We start from the raw sequence: 14409 nt of genomic DNA on the forward strand, positions 1-14409 counted from the left end.
CGCAAAATGGTCACCCTCCCGCCCAAGAAGCATGGGAACATCCCCCTATGACCGCTATCACCGAGGACGACGTGCGCACCGAGACCGGTTCCGACGCGACGTCGTCAGTCAACGGTTCCGCAGCGGACACCACGCTCGCCGAGGGTGCGGCCACCGACCTGCCGGGTGACACGGACGGCGCAGCCGCCGATGCGGCCCGTGAGCCTTTCCTGAAGGTGGTCAAGGGCTCACCGTCCGACGAGGAGATCGCGGCGCTCGTCGCGGTGCTGTCCGCGGTCGCCGCCGCAGGCAGCGGTGATCCGGATGCGCACCTCCCACCCGAGTCCTGGGGTGCTCCCACGCGGATGCACCGGAGCGTCGCCCCGTTCTCGCCGTACGCGTTCCCGAACGTGTCGGAGTACCGGCGTTGATCAGGATCCGGTGACGTCCTTCGTTCTCGCCTCGGCTTCCCCGGCGCGGCTGGCTGTCCTGCGCAGCGCCGGGGTGGAGCCGGTCGTGCGAGTCTCCGGAGTCGACGAGGACGCCGTCATCGCGGCACTCGGTGCCGACGCCGCCCCCGAGCACGTCGTCACCGAACTGGCCCGAGCCAAGGCCAACGACGTCCTCCCCGTTCTCGCACGGGACGGGATCTCGGACGCCGTCGTCGTCGGATGCGACTCCATGCTGCTGATCGACGGGTCCCTGCAGGGCAAACCCGGAACCGTCGACGTCGCCCGCGCGCGGTGGTCGGCGATGGCCGGCCGTAGCGCGACCCTGCTCACCGGGCACAGCGTCCTGCGGATCGCGGAGGGTGCGGTGGTGAGTGACGCACACGATCACAGCGCCACCGTCGTCCATTTCGGGAGCCCGCCGGACGCCGATCTGGAGGCCTACCTCGCGACCGGGGAGCCACTGCAGGTCGCGGGCGCGTTCACCCTCGACAGCCTCGGGGGTTGGTTCGTGGACCGCATCGAGGGCGATCCGTCCAGCGTGATCGGGATCGGCCTGCCGCTCGTCCGGAGGTTGCTCGCGGAGGTCGGGGTCGGCGTCGCCGAGTTGTGGGCGTCGTCAGGCCGCGTCGGCTGACCGTTCGTCGACCTGCTGGTTCCGGCGCGGGAGCGTCAGCGACGCCACACCGATAGCCGCCGCCACCGCCGCAATGATCCAGAGGATGCGGCGTTCTGCCTGGAGAAACGCCTCGCCCGCTGCATTACGGGTCGATTCCCGTGCGGCCACCACCGCGGAGTCGGCGATCTGCTGCTGAGCGGCGCCGAGCGCCGCACCGCCGGATGCCGGCGAACGGCATTCGTCGGGCACCTTCATCGGGGACGTGGACCCGAGTTGCTCCGTCGCGCACCGTACGAACGTCTCCTCGGCACGCGGGATCAGCGCCGACGGCACCCCGGCCTCGGCGAGCTGCGCGGTCAGCGCAGGCCGCTCGGCCTGAACCGCGTCCGCCGATTGCGTCGCGACGAGGTTGAAGAACACGACACCGATCACCGCGAGCCCGATCGAACTACCCACCTGCTGCACGGTCGGGAGCAGCCCCGACACCGACCCCGCGTTCTGCGGTTGCACGGTCGCGAGGATCGCCGTCTGGAGCGGCGCCACGAACAGTCCGAGTCCGGCTCCCCCGATAAACAGCGGCCCGGCCAGCGCCGACCACCGCGGATCGGTGCCCTCGTGCTGCAGTTGCGCCGCCAGCACGACGAGGGAGCCGGCGAAGAGCAGCATCCCGAGAGGCAGGACGAGGTTGCCGATGCGCCGGTACACGGCAGCGGAGGCCAGCGCGGCGAGACCGGTCCCCAATGCCCACGGCAGCGTCATCACCCCGGCCCTGAGCGGGGAGAACCCGAACCCGAACTGCAGGGTGAGGGAGATGGTGAAGATCAGCGACGTGAGCGTCCCGAAGAACACGAACGCGATGGCCGCGCCGAGCGAGAACGCGCGGTCGGTGAACAACTCGAGGCGCAGCACCGGGTCGCCGCCGCGGCGCCCCAGCCGCCACTCGTAGACGACGAACGCGATCAGGACCGGCACCGAACACAGCAGCATCACCACGATCGAGGTCGGCCAGCCGCGTTCCCGGCCCTCCGCGAGCGGAAAGATCAGGAGGAACAGCCCGGCCGCCGACAGCACGGCGCCGCCCACGTCGAGACGGCGGACGCCGTCGGGCTTCGCGTCGACGAGATAGAAGTAGCCGAGGACCAGGGCCGCGAGCCCGATCGGGAGGTTGACGAAGAAGATCAGCCGCCAACCCCAGTCGAAGAGATCCCACTGGATGAGAAGTCCGCCGACGAGCGGACCGCAGATGGTGGCGAGCCCGATGGTCGCGCCGTAGATGCCGAACACCCGCGGGTGCGAGCGTTTCGGAAAGAGTCCCGAGATGATGGCGAACGTCTGAGCCGACATCGACCCCGCCGCGAGACCCTGCAACGCCCGCGACACCACGAGAGCGGTCGGCGACTGGGCCAGTCCGCAGAGCAGTGAGGCAACGATGAAGACGGCCAACGCGGTGAGGAAGACCCGTCGTCGGCCGAGGAGATCCCCCAGTCGTGCCGCTGTGATCAGCGAACATGCGAAGGACAGCGTGTAGACGCTCACCATCAGCAGCTGCGCCGACACCGAAGCACCCAGATCGACCGCGATGCTCGGGAGCGCGACGTTGACGATGGTCGCGTCCAGGAGTTGCATGAACACGGCGGCGAGGCTGGTGGCCAGTCCCAGCCACGGGACCCACCGACCGAGTTCGCCTCGATAGAGTGCGTCACGCTGCGTCACAGGCATCCGGACAGGCTAGCGGCTCGAAGCTCACAGAACGCTGTGAGGTCGTTCAGAGGTTGCTGCATGCTACTCGAGGAACTTGCAGCGTAGAACCCTTTTGCCCGACACTTGACTAGACCGGGACCGACCTGTAATCAGTCTCATACTTCTTTACCTCTCGCGGTAAGGCACTCGGTGCCGCATCCTGTTGCGAGAAGTCCGTGCCACACCCGACCGAACTCGCAACCGATTCGACACACCAGGAGCCGCTCGATGGACTTGAACTTGATCACCCACTGGAAGCCAGAGCCTGGGCGGGTCGTCGAGTGGAAAGTCACGGACGCGAGTGCACGTGCGGCTGTCGAAGCGCCGGTGGATCCGGCACTGCCGACCACCATGCAGGAGCGGCACCTGCGGCGGGCCCGGCTGGCGGCGAACAACGGCGAGACGCAGTCCCCCTGGATCGGCATCGCCTTCGACTTCCCGGGCAGGCTCGACCGCGCCGCGATGACCCGCACTCTCGAGCACTACATCCTGCGGCACGACACCCTGCACAGCTGGTTCTCGTTCGAGAACGCGGATGCCGACCCCACGGACACCGCGAACGCGGTACAGCGGCACGTCGTGCCCGCCGACTCCATCGCCCTGATCGCACACGAGGGCGAGACCCTCACCACCCCTGAACAGGTCCGCGACCACGTCGCCGCGCGCTTCGCGAACGAGACGAGCGCGCTGGCCTGGCCTGCTTTCGTGTTCGGCGTGGTGGAACATCACGACGCCGGCGCTCCCGGGCCCGAGGACAGCTTCACCCTGTTCCACGCCGTCGATCACGCGCACACCGACATGCAGTCGATGATTCTCACGTTCGCCGAGACGCGGATCATCTATCAGGCCGAACTCGACGGCGTAGAGCCCGAACTACCCGATCCGGGAAGCTACGTGGAGTACAGCCGCCGGGAGCGGGAGAAAGCGGCGACACTGACCCTCGCCTCCCCCGAGGTGCACGGCTGGATCGGTCACCTCACCCGCAACGGCGGTACCTTCCCGAGCTTCCCCCTCGACCTCGGGGCGTCCGACGAACCGAAGCCGGCCATCGGCAGCCGATTCGACCTCGCCGACGCCGACGAGTGCGAGCAGTTCGGCGCCGTGTGCAAGGCCCACGGTTCCAACTTCATCGGCGGCGTGTTCGCGGCTCTCGCGATCACCGAACACGAACTGGTCGGGCGCGACCGCTACATGGCGCTGTCCCCCCTCACCACCCGCAACGACCCGCAGTTCTACTGGTCCCAGGGGTGGTTCATCAATCTCATTCCGGTCGGGTTCGCCCTCGAGGACGCCACGACGTTCACGGGACTGGCCCAGCGCGCGCAGGACGCCTACCGGTCCGGCAAGGCGCTCGGCGAGGTGTCCGTGCAGCAAGTGATCGACACCGTGCTCGCTCAGGCCGGCCCCGAGGCGATGTCGCAACACGCCACCACGCTCGCACCGCCTCCGATCGTGTCGTACATCGACGGCCGGCGGTTGCCGCAGACCGAGAGCTTCGTGTCGACCCGGGCGACCGGCATCGTGGGTGGCAAGGCCACTCAGATCGCGTCGATCTGGGTCAACCGCATGCTCGAGGGCACGTGGATGGCCGTCTCGCACCCCGACACCGACGAGGCCCACCAGTCTGTGACCGCATATGCGGAACGGTTGTCGAACATCATGAAAACCGTTGCCCGCGAAGGCGATTACACGGTGACATCGTTCGCGCCGACAGCGGACTCCGCGACTGCCGCAGGGGTGGAGTAGTGCACGTCACGTCGATCGACCGGTACATGCTCGAACCCGGCCTGGTGACGGAATGGTCCGTCGCGCCGGGCAAGGTCTCCCCGTCCGCGGTGCCGCCTTCGTACAACCAGCAATTCCATCTCGACACCGCCCGCACCCACGGCGTCGGCCGAAGCGTCTGGATGGCAGCAGCTTTCGACCTTCCCGGGCGACTCGACCGGGATGCTCTCACGCAGGCGCTGGTGCACTTCATCCGGCGTCACGACACGCTGCAAACCGGCTTCGACGTGAGCCCGGATGCGATGGCGCGCGTGGATCTCGACCCCGAAGACATCACCGTCGTCGCGTCCGAGTCCTCGGCGACGACGTCACCGCACGAACTCCGCGACCACCTGCGGTACCGGTTCACCGAGGCGTGCGACCCGCTGACGTTCCCCGCGTACCTGTTCGCCACCATCGAGCGCGACTCGCACTACACCGTGGTCAGTGCATTCGATCACACTCTCGTCGACGGATACTCGCTCGTCATCGCGTTGGGCGAACTCCGGCAGATCTATCAGCGACTCATCGGACTCGGCGGCTCGGCCGCGCTCACCGAAGCGGACCTGACGAAAGAACTCGGCGATCCCGGGAGCTTCCTGCGGTACTGCGAACTCGAGGCCGAGACGCCCGTCACCGAGATCGGCGACCCCCGGGTGCGCGAATGGGCACGCTTCTACGAACGCTGCGGCGGCACCGCGCCCAGTTTCCCGCTCGATCTGGGTGTCGAGGCGGGCAGGCCCGCACCACAGGGAGCGGATGTCCGCCCCCTTCTCGGCGCCGCCGACACCGAGCGGTTCGAGGAAATCTGCCTGGACTCGGGGGGAAGCCTGTTCTCCGGGGCGCTCACCGCGATGGGCATGGCAGTGCACTCGATCAACGGCATTTCCCGGATGCCGTTGCAGTTTCCGCTGCACATTCGCCAGGACCCGCAGTGGGCCAATGCGATCGGGTGGCTCACGACGAGTGCGCCGCTGACGGTCGAACTGACACCCGACTGCGACTTCCAGTCCTCCCTGGCGCACACCCACGCCTCGTTCCGCACGGCTCTCACGCTCAAGGGCGTGACGATGGCCCAGGTGCGGGAGGCGCTCGGTGACGGATACCGCCGCACCCGCACGGATGTGTTCATGGTCTCGTACATCGACTACCGCAAACTGCCCGGCACCGACGATCACGACGAGCTGAACGCCCACCACATCAGCAACGTGACGGTCGCGGACGACGCGCAATTCTGGATCTCCCGCACCCAGCGCGGTCTCGCGCTGCGGTCGCGGTTCCCCGAGACGCCGACGGCACGCCGCGCGGTCACCGAGTTCCTGGTGCGGCTGCGCGAAATCATGCACGACATCTGCGAGAACGGCGTCACTCCCATCGCGGAGCTGACCAGTCAGCTGAACCTGGAAGGCACTCCGGTCGTCTGACCGCCGGAGGGCTCGAACAGTCGTCGCCGTATAGCGTCGGCGAACTTGACTGCCTCGACCTTGGCCCGCCCCGCGACGTCGCCGGCGAACAACTCGTCGACGCTGGACGTCCACAGTTCGACCCAGCGGTCGAAGTGCCGGTCGGTGAATCCGTGCCGGCCGTGCAGCGCCCGGTGCACGGCGAACGCGCTGCCTCGGTAGACGCCTGTGCGCAGCAGGACCGTCTCCCAGAAGTCGCACATGACGGGCAGGTGGTCGTCCAGGCCGATCACCGCGAGCGTCTCGAAGGCCGGTTCGAGGACCGGATCGGCGAATGCCCGGCCGTAGAAGTGCCGGAGCAGCAGTTCCAGGTCGGCGCGCGTCGAGATGTCGGGCATGAGGCCTCCGTTCGGGTGCGAATCTACGCGCCTGGGCGGGCTCCCTCACCATCCACGGCCGGTAAGTGTGAACGCCGGTCGGAAGAACTTCCGGCGTCCGCCTAGAATTGACGCCGTCCCCGTCGCATCTGCCCCAGGAGCCCACCCGTGCCCGTAGCGCCAGATCCCACCCAGTCCTTCGCCGAGTACGCCAACCCCGGTCGGCTCGTGTCGACGGAGTGGCTGTCCGCGAATCTGGGCACACCCGGCCTCAAGGTGGTGGAGTCGGACGAGGACGTGCTCCTCTACGACGTCGGCCACATCCCCGGAGCCGTCAAGGTCGACTGGCACCTCGATCTCAACGATCCGGTGACCCGTGACTACATCAACGGCGAGCAGTTCGCCGACCTGATGAGCCGCAAGGGCATCAGCCGCGACGACACCGTCGTGATCTACGGCGACAAGAGCAACTGGTGGGCGGCGTACGCCCTCTGGGTGTTCACGCTGTTCGGACACGAGGACGTCCGTCTCCTCGACGGCGGCCGCGACGCGTGGATCGCCGAGAACCGGGACACCGCGTTCGACGTCCCCGAGACCTCCCCCACCGACTACCCGGTGGTCGAGCGCAACGACGCCCCGATCCGCGCGTTCAAGGACGACGTGCTCGATCACCTCGGCAAGGGGCCGCTGATCGACGTGCGTTCGCCCCAGGAGTACACCGGCGAACGCACCCACATGCCCGACTACCCCGAAGAGGGGGCGCTGCGCGGCGGCCACATCCCGACCGCGCTGAGCATTCCGTGGGCCAAGGCCGCAGCCCCCGACAGCCGGTTCCGCTCACGCGGTGAACTGAACGAGATCTACGGCGGTGTGTCCGCCGACGACGACATCGTGGCGTACTGCCGCATCGGGGAGCGTTCCAGCCACACCTGGTTCGTCCTCACCCACCTGCTCGGTTACCCCACCGTCCGCAACTACGACGGTTCGTGGACGGAGTGGGGCAACATGGTTCGCGTTCCGATCGTCAGGGGTGAAGAGCCGGGAGACGTTCCCGGCGCATCGTCATGACCGAACTACCCGATTCGCTTGCCGAGATCGTCGACGACTTCGCTGCCGTCGACGGCTCGGACAAGCTGCAGTTGCTGCTGGAGTTCAGCCGCGAACTGGCGCCTCTGCCTGCCGAACTCGAGCAGGACGCCATGGAACCGGTGCCCGAGTGCCAGTCTCCGTTGTTCCTGTCGGTCGACGACTCCGATCCCGACCACGTGCGGCTGCATTTCAGCGCGCCCGCGGAAGCGCCGACGACGCGGGGTTTCGCGTCGATCCTGCACCAGGGCCTGGACGGGCACAGTGCTGCCACCATCCTCGGCATTCCGGACGATTTCTATTCCGCGCTCGGGCTCGCCGACGCCGTCAGTCCCCTGCGGCTGCGCGGCATGTCCGCGATGCTCGCGCGAATCAAGCGGCATCTTCGCGGCTAGGCAGGGTCTGAACACTTACTGATGGAATTCACCGAACTTGCCGACTATCCCGTTCCGGTGGGCGCGCTCACCGAATGGTTACCGTGCGCCCGCTCGGAATGGGTGGACGATCCCCGCCCCGCCTCGTACATCCACGAGGCGCACCTGCGCCGGTGCTCCGACTCCGGTGGTCGCGAATCCTGGCTGGGCACCGCGTTCGAGATCCACGGCACGCTGAACGTCACCGCTTTCCGGTCGGCACTGGAGAAGTGGACCGATCGTCACGAGGTGCTGCGCTCGCACACGACGTTCGACGCGGAGACCGAGCGCGTGCACCGGCGCACCGTGCCGCAGGGCGGGCTGCACGTGGGGGTCGTCAGCCACGGGTACGACGCCGCCGGCGGCGACAACTTCGCGCACCTGCAGCAACTGTTCGACGAGTACGCGTCGCCGCACAGTTGGCCGTCGTACGTCTTCGCGACGCTCGAAACAGTCCAACGCGACCGATTCACGGTGTTCTTCGCGGCCGATCACTCGATCATCGACGGGTTCTCCATCGTGCTCGTCGCCCACGAGTTGACCGCCCTGTACGAGGAAGCACTGTCCGGACGCACGGCCAACCTGTTTCCCGTCGGCAGCTACATCGACTTCGGCCGTGAGGAGCGTGAGACCTCCACCGACGCCGAGGTGAAACGTGAGGCGCTCGACGTGTGGCGCTCGGCGCTCGAGGGACCGGGACTCCCCGAGTTCCCGCTCGAGGTCGGTCCGCGCACGTCGTACGCCCAGCAGAACCTGTCTGCCTGGATTCTCGATGCCGACCAGGCTGCGGCGTTCAACTCGGTGTGCCGCGAGGCGGATGTGGGGTTCTTCCCCGGCCTGCTCGCGTGCCTGGGTATGGCCGGGGCGGAAGTGGCCGGGCATCAACGCTTTCGGACGGTCACTCCGGTCCATACCCGGCACTCCCCGCAGTGGGCGTCCGCGCTCGGATGGTTCGTGGGTCTCAGCCCGATCGACTTCGAGGTGACGTCGGACGAGTTCGCCGCCGTCGCCCGCGACGCCGCCGAGAGCGTGGCCCGGACGAAACCGATCTCGGTGGTCCCGTTCGACCGCATCGAGAAGGAACTCGACATCCCCATCCGGCCTCGCTTCGTCGTCTCCTACATGGACGTCCGGTTCGTGCCCGATGCGGGCCGCTGGCACGAGCGCAACGCCCGGGCGCTGAGGAGCCGGCAGTACACCCACGACGTGTACGCCTGGATCAATCGCACCCCCCGAGGTGTCAATCTGGCGGTCCGCTATCCGGGCAACGACATCGCTGCCGCGAGCGTCCACACGTGGGTCGGGAGCCTCCGCCGGCAACTGGAACAGGTGTCAACCAGCTACCTCTCGGTAGGGTTGCGGAGCGTCGGACAGCCCTGACGGGAAATTTCGGTCCGGTGACAACACGGATCGGTTCGGTGCTTAGACTCCGAAGTGATGCCGTAAACGACCGCTGGTGACACCCACGGGAGCCACCGCGGAGACAGACCATGCGAACCACAGGAGGCTCAGTGCCCAGTCATGCCAGCGCGCACATCACGAAGGTGCTCGTCGCGAACCGCGGTGAGATTGCAGTGCGGGTGATCCGGGCCGCAGCCGATGCCGGCCTGGCCAGCGTCGCCGTCTACGCCGAACCCGACGCCGACGCCCCGTTCGTGCGCCTGGCCGACGAAGCGTTCGCCCTCGGCGGGCAGACCTCCGCCGAGTCCTACCTGGTGTTCGACAAAATCCTCGACGCCGCCAAAAAGTCCGGCGCCGACGCCATCCACCCCGGCTACGGCTTCCTCTCCGAAAACGCCGACTTCGCCCAGGCCGTGATCGACGCCGGCCTGATCTGGATCGGCCCCTCCCCGCAATCGATCCGCGACCTCGGCGACAAGGTCACCGCCCGGCACATCGCCGAAAAGGCCAAGGCCCCGATGGCCGCCGGCACCAAGGACCCGGTCCGCAACGCCGACGAGGTCGTCGCCTTCGCCAAGGAATACGGTGTCCCCGTCGCCATCAAGGCCGCGTTCGGCGGGGGCGGGCGCGGCATGAAGGTCGCCCACACCATCGAGGAAATCCCCGAGCTGTTCGACTCCGCCACCCGCGAGGCCGTCGCCGCGTTCGGCCGCGGCGAATGCTTCGTCGAACAGTATCTGGACAAGGCCCGCCACGTCGAAGCCCAGGTCATCGCCGACCAGCACGGCAACGTCATCGTCGCCGGCACCCGCGACTGCTCCCTGCAACGCCGCTTCCAGAAACTCGTCGAGGAGGCCCCCGCCCCGTTCCTCACCGACGACCAACGCAACCGCATCCACACCTCCGCCAAGGCCATCTGCAAGGAGGCCGGCTACTACGGCGCCGGCACCGTCGAATACCTCGTCCAGGGCGACACCGTCTCCTTCCTCGAGGTCAACACCCGCCTGCAGGTCGAACACCCCGTCACCGAGGAAACCGCCGGCCTCGACCTGGTCCTGCAGCAGTTCAAGATCGCCAACGGCGAACACCTCGACCTCACCGAGGACCCCACCCCCCGCGGGCACTCCTTCGAATTCCGGATCAACGGCGAGGACGCCGGCCGCGGCTTCCTGCCCGCCCCCGGCCCGGTCACCAAGTTCGTCCCGCCCACCGGCCCCGGCGTGCGGATGGACTCCGGCGTCGAAACCGGCAGCGTGATCGGCGGCCAGTTCGACTCCATGCTCGCCAAGCTCATCGTCACCGGCGCCACCCGCGACGAGGCCCTGGCCCGCGCCCGCCGCGCCCTCGCCGAATTCCAGGTCGAAGGACTGGCCACGGTCATCCCGTTCCACCGGGCCATCGTCTCCGACCCCGCCTTCATCGGCGACGGCACCACCTTCGACGTCTACACCAAGTGGATCGAAACCGAATGGGACAACCAGATCGAACCGTTCACCGGTAACCAGCCGATCGACGAGGACGAGTCCGGGCCCCGGCAGAACGTCGTCGTCGAGGTCGGCGGCCGCCGCGTCGAGGTGTCCCTGCCCGGACAGTTCACCCTCGGCACCGGCGCCGGAATCGCCCCCGGGGCGGTCCGCAAGAAGCCCAAGGCCCGCACCCGCGGCGGCGCCCACGGCGGCGCCGCCTCCGGTGACGCCGTCACCGCCCCCATGCAGGGCACCGTCGTCAAGGTCGCCGTCGAAGAAGGACAACAAGTCGCCGAGGGCGACCTCATCGCCGTCCTCGAGGCCATGAAAATGGAAAACCCCGTCAACGCCCACAAGGCCGGCACCGTCACCGGCCTCGCCGTCGAACCCGGCGCCGCCATCACCCAGGGCACCGTCCTCGCAGAACTGAAATAGGCACCTGCACCCACTCGTGAGTCCTTCTCGGCCCCCGGGGTCGAGAAGGACTCACAGTAGTCTGTACGCATGTCTGACGTTCCCGAGATCCGTATCGGCACTGCCGAACGTGAGCAGGCCCTGAACTTGCTGAGCGAACATTTCGCGGCGGGCCGTTTGACGGTCCCCGAGTTCGACGAGCGCAGTCTCGCGGTCACGAATGCCACCACTCGCGGCGAGCTCGACCGAGTGTTCACCGACCTCCCCGCGACCACGGTCGGCGCGCCCGCCAAGGCCGAATCGGCCGGCACCGACAACGACCAGAACTGGCGTCGCATCGTGATGTCGGTGATCCCGCTCGTCGCCCTCGTGCTGTTCTTCGTCGTCCCGGTCGACAACAGCTGGTTGTTCTTCCTGATGATCCCTGCCGCCGGCGCCATCCTGTTCGGCACCCGCGACGACCGCCACGGTCGCGATCGCCGCCGCGACCGGGACCGCTGACATGGAACCTGTCGAGGTCAATGCGGGTGGCTGGTACCTGCGCGCGCTGCGCGCCGACGAACGGGTCGACGATCGCCCGGCGCTCGCGGACGGTGGAATCGCCGAACCCGAGTACGTCGCCCGCCGTACGGCGCAGTGGCTGAGCGACGAGCACTATTCGTGGGCGATTTGCCAGCCCAACACCGGCGAACTGCTCGCCGAGGTGGGCCTCACCCCGTCCGGGGAGTCCGCGACCCTCACCGGCTGGGCGCGGACCGGCCACGAGGACGCGCTGGCGAGCGGATCGGATGCGGTGCAACGGTTTGCCGAGGGCGCACTGGGGTTCACGGTCCGGCGGTGACTATGCGATCCGTTCCGGTGGCGGCCCTCACCGTGCTGGCACTGGTCATGCTCCTGTCCCCTGCGTCCGCGACGCCGTCGGGTCCCGAACATGCCGACAAGGTGGTGCACGCCCTGCTGTTCGCGGCGCTGGCCGCCGCCTCCCGGTACGCGCTCCTGACACCACGGATCACCGTGGTGTGGCTCGCGGCGTTCGCGGTGATCACCGAGATACTGCAGGGCGTGCTGCCGATCGGCCGGCACGGATCGGTCTGGGATCTCTGCGCCGACATGGTGGGTGTGGCGATCGGGTTGGCCGCTCAGTCCGCGATCATGCGCTCCCGCAGCAGAGTCTGAACGCCGGCGTCGAGGCCGAGTCCGTCGGAGAAGTACCGTTCGACGGTCCCGTACTGCTCGCGCATGGTGGCCAGGGACACCTCCAGGTACTGCTGACGGACTCCGAGCACGGGCTCGAGCAGCGCCGGATCTCCACCCGCGTCGACGAATTTCTCGAACACGCCCGCGAACGACGGAAGCAGGAGTTCGTTGGTCAGCAGGTAGTCGTGGAACACGTCGTCCTCACCGACTCCGAGGAGAAGCAGTAGCGCGGCCGTGGCCCATCCCGTCCGGTCCTTGCCGGTGGTGCAGTGCACGAGGGCAGGCGTGTTGCCGTTCGAGGCCAGGTCGCCGAACAACTCCCGGTACGACGACACCGCGCTCGGCATCACGACGAAGTCGCGGTAGCTGCCCTCGAAGTACTCGATCGCGCGTCCGCCGCCGAGTTCCCGTTCGGCGATCATCGGATCGGCGATCACCTGGAGCATCTGCGCGGGGATAGACCGGATCCCCTTGTCGGCGAGCACGTCCAACACCACCGCGCGAGCGCCGTCCGGGAGTTTGTCGGGCGCCGCGTCGCGCTCGTCCGCGGTGCGCAGGTCGTACACCGTCCGGATCCCGAGGCCGTCGAGCAGCGGCATGTCCGTGTCCGCGATACGGCTGAGATCGGTCGAACGGAAGTACACGCCGGTGCGCACTTTCGCGCCGTCCCGGGTTCGGTAGCCACCGACGTCTCGCAGATTGGGCACGGACGTGAGCGGTATCGGCGTCATGCGTCGACGGTACCGCCCAGCACTCGGGCCAGTGCATCCACGGCGGCGTCGAGTTCCGCGGTCGTCACCGTCAGGGGTGGGCGGAACCTGATCCCGCGCTTGCCGGTCGGCAGGATCAGCACCCGCTCCCGGTCCCTGAGGTCGGCGACGACGCGGTCCCGCCGCTGCGGAGTGGGGAGGGTGATCGCGCACATGAGGCCGCGTCCCCGCGGCTCGGTCACGTCGGGATTCGCGCGTGCGAGTTCCCGCAGTCGTTCGAGGAGATGCGCCCCGGTCATCCGGGCCCGGTCGACGAGCCGGTCCTCCTCGATGATCTCGAGGATCCGGCGGGACCGCACCATGTCGGTGAGGTTGCCACCCCAGGTGGAGTTGATCCGCGAGCTGACGGCGAACACGTTGTCGGGGATGTCGTCCACCCGGCCGCCGGCCATGATGCCGCAGACTTGAGTCTTCTTGCCGAACGCGACGACGTCCGGATGCACTCCCAATTGCTGGTACGCCCAGGCAGTGCCGGTGAGACCGCACCCGGTCTGCACCTCGTCGAGAATGAAGAGCGCGTCGTTCTCACGGCAGAGCGCCTCCATCGCCCGGAAGAATTCCGGGCGGAAGTGGTGGTCTCCCCCCTCTCCCTGGATCGGCTCGGCGATGAAACACGCCACATCCGAGGGGTTCTCGGCGAACGCGCGCCGCGCCTGGTCCAGTGCGTGACGCTCGGCCTCGACGACGTCCCGCCCGTCCGCGAGGTACGGGGAGTCGATGCGCGGCCAGTCGAACTTGGGGTACCTCGCCACCTTGCCGGGCTCGGTATTGGTGAGCGACATCGTGTATCCACTGCGCCCGTGGAACGCCTCGGTCAGATGGAGCACCTTCGTGCCGAGCGCCGGGTCGAGGCCGCGGCTCTCGTTGAGCCTGCTCTTCCAGTCGAACGCCACCTTCAGAGCGTTCTCGACGGCGAGTGCGCCCCCGTCGATGAAGAAGAGATGCGGCAGTGCGGGATCGCCCAGCACCCGGGCGAACGTCTCGACGAACCGTGCCATCGGGACGGTGTAGATGTCGGAATTGCTCGGCTTGTTGATCGCCGCCGCCGCCAGTTCCCGGCGAAAGGCGTCGTCGTCCGCCAGTTCCGGGTGGTTCATCCCCAGCGCGGACGAGGCGAAGAATCCGAACATGTCCAGGTAGCTGGTGCCATCGCGCTGGTCGACGAGATGCGTACCGCGTGAGTGTTCCAGGTCGAGCACCAGGTCGAAACCGTCGACCAGAATGCGCTCGCGCAGCACGTCGTGCACCTGGCTCGCCGGCAGCTCGCCCCCATCTCCGGTAAATCGAATCGCTGTGCTCATACCGACGAGATTACGTCAAAATTCCTGTGA

The 14409-nt window shown here is 67.8% G+C and carries 15 protein-coding genes; 11 read left to right on the forward strand and 4 right to left on the reverse strand.

What is annotated here, in order from left to right:
- Nucleotides 1–47 precede the first annotated feature (47 nt).
- Together QM806_RS36115 and QM806_RS36120 are read left to right on the forward strand one after the other, a co-directional pair.
- A complete protein-coding gene (locus tag QM806_RS36115; RefSeq protein ID WP_054248581.1) occupies nt 48–410 on the forward strand; it encodes an acyl-CoA carboxylase subunit epsilon in 363 nt (120 codons plus the stop codon).
- A 10-nt stretch (nt 411–420) separates the two neighbouring features.
- Nucleotides 421–1065, forward strand: coding sequence for a Maf family protein (locus tag QM806_RS36120; RefSeq protein WP_005265287.1), 645 nt, complete (start codon nt 421–423; stop codon nt 1063–1065).
- Here the strand turns inward: QM806_RS36120 and QM806_RS36125 are convergent.
- Nucleotides 1048–2766: an MFS transporter gene (locus QM806_RS36125; protein WP_054248580.1), complete on the reverse strand. Its 1719-nt coding sequence runs from the start codon at nt 2764–2766 to the stop codon at nt 1048–1050. The two genes, QM806_RS36120 and QM806_RS36125, sit on opposite strands and share 18 nt — an antisense overlap.
- A gap of 249 nt (nt 2767–3015) precedes the next feature.
- On the opposite strand from QM806_RS36125, the gene QM806_RS36130 reads away from it, so the two are divergent.
- Both QM806_RS36130 and QM806_RS36135 read left to right on the forward strand, forming a co-directional pair.
- Entirely contained in the window at nt 3016–4533 is a 1518-nt protein-coding gene (locus tag QM806_RS36130; protein ID WP_283294579.1) for a condensation domain-containing protein, read from the forward strand.
- Nucleotides 4533–5975 carry a condensation domain-containing protein gene (locus QM806_RS36135; RefSeq protein ID WP_054248578.1) on the forward strand — a complete coding sequence of 481 codons (1443 nt, stop codon included), beginning with the start codon at nt 4533–4535 and terminating at the stop codon, nt 5973–5975. The genes QM806_RS36130 and QM806_RS36135 overlap by 1 nt, the downstream gene beginning before the upstream one ends.
- Here the strand turns inward: QM806_RS36135 and QM806_RS36140 are convergent.
- Complete coding sequence (locus QM806_RS36140; protein WP_054248577.1) at nt 5942–6352, reverse strand: group III truncated hemoglobin; 411 nt, start codon at nt 6350–6352, stop codon at nt 5942–5944. The two genes, QM806_RS36135 and QM806_RS36140, sit on opposite strands and share 34 nt — an antisense overlap.
- 147 nt (nt 6353–6499) lie before the next feature.
- Here QM806_RS36140 and QM806_RS36145 point away from each other — a divergent pair, with 147 nt between their 5' ends.
- From QM806_RS36145 to QM806_RS36175, 7 genes are all read left to right on the forward strand, one after another.
- A complete protein-coding gene (locus QM806_RS36145; protein WP_283294582.1) occupies nt 6500–7399 on the forward strand; it encodes a sulfurtransferase in 900 nt (299 codons plus the stop codon).
- Nucleotides 7396–7812 (forward strand): SufE family protein, encoded by a 417-nt coding sequence (locus QM806_RS36150; RefSeq protein ID WP_005239978.1) that lies wholly within the window; start codon nt 7396–7398, stop codon nt 7810–7812. The genes QM806_RS36145 and QM806_RS36150 overlap by 4 nt, the downstream gene beginning before the upstream one ends.
- 21 nt (nt 7813–7833) lie before the next feature.
- Nucleotides 7834–9210 carry a condensation domain-containing protein gene (locus QM806_RS36155; RefSeq protein ID WP_283294584.1) on the forward strand — a complete coding sequence of 459 codons (1377 nt, stop codon included), beginning with the start codon at nt 7834–7836 and terminating at the stop codon, nt 9208–9210.
- Between the two features lie 131 nt (nt 9211–9341).
- Complete coding sequence (locus QM806_RS36160; RefSeq protein WP_283294586.1) at nt 9342–11132, forward strand: acetyl/propionyl/methylcrotonyl-CoA carboxylase subunit alpha; 1791 nt, start codon at nt 9342–9344, stop codon at nt 11130–11132.
- Nucleotides 11133–11201: 69 nt separating this feature from the next.
- Nucleotides 11202–11612 carry a DUF1707 SHOCT-like domain-containing protein gene (locus QM806_RS36165; RefSeq protein WP_005563269.1) on the forward strand — a complete coding sequence of 137 codons (411 nt, stop codon included), beginning with the start codon at nt 11202–11204 and terminating at the stop codon, nt 11610–11612.
- A 1-nt stretch (nt 11613) separates the two neighbouring features.
- Nucleotides 11614–11952 carry a hypothetical protein gene (locus QM806_RS36170; RefSeq protein ID WP_005563268.1) on the forward strand — a complete coding sequence of 113 codons (339 nt, stop codon included), beginning with the start codon at nt 11614–11616 and terminating at the stop codon, nt 11950–11952.
- Nucleotides 11953–11954: 2 nt separating this feature from the next.
- A complete protein-coding gene (locus tag QM806_RS36175; RefSeq protein ID WP_120659302.1) occupies nt 11955–12287 on the forward strand; it encodes a VanZ family protein in 333 nt (110 codons plus the stop codon).
- Here the strand turns inward: QM806_RS36175 and QM806_RS36180 are convergent.
- Together QM806_RS36180 and lat are read right to left on the reverse strand one after the other, a co-directional pair.
- Complete coding sequence (locus QM806_RS36180) at nt 12251–13039, reverse strand: tyrosine-protein phosphatase (protein WP_005563265.1); 789 nt, start codon at nt 13037–13039, stop codon at nt 12251–12253. The two genes, QM806_RS36175 and QM806_RS36180, sit on opposite strands and share 37 nt — an antisense overlap.
- Nucleotides 13036–14379: an L-lysine 6-transaminase gene (lat, locus tag QM806_RS36185; protein WP_054248898.1), complete on the reverse strand. Its 1344-nt coding sequence runs from the start codon at nt 14377–14379 to the stop codon at nt 13036–13038. Before lat ends, QM806_RS36180 begins: the two co-directional genes overlap by 4 nt.
- Nucleotides 14380–14409: the final 30 nt, after the last annotated feature.

The sequence above is a fragment of the Rhodococcus sp. IEGM 1351 genome (genome assembly GCF_030056875.1).
GTDB lineage: Bacteria > Actinomycetota > Actinomycetes > Mycobacteriales > Mycobacteriaceae > Rhodococcus_F > Rhodococcus_F opacus.

Excerpts from the sequence above, each read along its gene's own strand:
- QM806_RS36115 (WP_054248581.1), top strand. The coding sequence starts at position 48 with ATGACCGCTATCACCGAGGACGACGTGCGCACCGAGACCGGTTCCGAC.
- QM806_RS36125 (WP_054248580.1), bottom strand. The coding sequence starts at position 2,766 with ATGCCTGTGACGCAGCGTGACGCACTCTATCGAGGCGAACTCGGTCGG.
- QM806_RS36130 (WP_283294579.1), top strand. The coding sequence starts at position 3,016 with ATGGACTTGAACTTGATCACCCACTGGAAGCCAGAGCCTGGGCGGGTC.
- QM806_RS36140 (WP_054248577.1), bottom strand. The coding sequence starts at position 6,352 with ATGCCCGACATCTCGACGCGCGCCGACCTGGAACTGCTGCTCCGGCAC.
- QM806_RS36150 (WP_005239978.1), top strand. The coding sequence starts at position 7,396 with ATGACCGAACTACCCGATTCGCTTGCCGAGATCGTCGACGACTTCGCT.
- QM806_RS36155 (WP_283294584.1), top strand. The coding sequence starts at position 7,834 with ATGGAATTCACCGAACTTGCCGACTATCCCGTTCCGGTGGGCGCGCTC.
- QM806_RS36165 (WP_005563269.1), top strand. The coding sequence starts at position 11,202 with ATGTCTGACGTTCCCGAGATCCGTATCGGCACTGCCGAACGTGAGCAG.
- QM806_RS36170 (WP_005563268.1), top strand. The coding sequence starts at position 11,614 with ATGGAACCTGTCGAGGTCAATGCGGGTGGCTGGTACCTGCGCGCGCTG.
- QM806_RS36175 (WP_120659302.1), top strand. The coding sequence starts at position 11,955 with ATGCGATCCGTTCCGGTGGCGGCCCTCACCGTGCTGGCACTGGTCATG.
- QM806_RS36180 (WP_005563265.1), bottom strand. The coding sequence starts at position 13,039 with ATGACGCCGATACCGCTCACGTCCGTGCCCAATCTGCGAGACGTCGGT.
- lat (WP_054248898.1), bottom strand. The coding sequence starts at position 14,379 with ATGAGCACAGCGATTCGATTTACCGGAGATGGGGGCGAGCTGCCGGCG.